We start from the raw sequence: 687 nt of genomic DNA on the forward strand, positions 1-687 counted from the left end.
GTTATCTTCAAGGAATGATGTCTGGTCTTTCACCAGACGCGTTATGCCGTATCTTTCAATTCGATTTAATTTGCATTAAGCCGAAATTAAAAGTTTATTTTGACGCAATCAAAATCTCTAAATTGTTGCTAGCGGCACGGTCTGCACTAAACCTTTACGAATGTGCAGTTTCCGCTAGCAACGCTGATTTAACTCTATGAATTTTTAAAGAACAGCCAATAATTGAAATGAATCAATTAACACAAAACATCCTCAAAGAAGATGCTTTGCATTAATCAAATACGCTCGAGATAAGTGGTGGAGGATGACGGGATCGAACCGACGACCCCCTGCTTGCAAAGCAGGTGCTCTCCCAGCTGAGCTAATCCCCCAGGATTCAAACTTCTTCAAACCTGATTTGGTGGGTCTGGTTGGACTCGAACCAACGACCCCCGCCTTATCAAGACGGTGCTCTAACCAGCTGAGCTACAGACCCTCTGATTCAGAAAAGAATCTTGAAGGCGGCACCAATTAGATTAATAAATTTAACTGAAGGCCAATGCTGTTGTTTAAGACAACAGCCGATAAGAATGGGCGTAAGAATTTGATTGCATATTTCCAGAAAGGAGGTRWTCCAGCCRCACCTTCCGRTACGGCTACCTTGTTACGACTTCACCCCAGTCACGAACCCTGCCGTGGTAATCGCCC

Annotated in this window: 1 protein-coding gene, 2 tRNA genes and 1 rRNA gene; 1 reads left to right on the plus strand and 3 read right to left on the minus strand. The window is 43.9% G+C overall.

Going from position 1 to position 687, the window contains the following annotated elements; genetic code table 11:
* Positions 1-200 (plus strand): hypothetical protein (locus AC1D0Z_RS23560; RefSeq protein ID WP_477660536.1); only part of this gene is annotated, 200 nt, incomplete at its 5' end.
* Positions 201-295: 95 nt separating this feature from the next.
* Here AC1D0Z_RS23560 and AC1D0Z_RS23565 read toward each other — a convergent pair.
* The 3 genes from AC1D0Z_RS23565 to AC1D0Z_RS23575 form a co-directional block, all read right to left on the minus strand.
* Positions 296-371: transfer RNA gene (locus tag AC1D0Z_RS23565), tRNA-Ala, on the minus strand.
* A gap of 27 nt (positions 372-398) precedes the next feature.
* A tRNA-Ile gene (locus AC1D0Z_RS23570) sits at positions 399-475 on the minus strand.
* A gap of 126 nt (positions 476-601) precedes the next feature.
* Positions 602-687: ribosomal RNA gene (locus AC1D0Z_RS23575) — 16S ribosomal RNA — on the minus strand; the annotation flags it as partial.

This window comes from Polaromonas sp. P1_E3 (assembly GCF_056405935.1).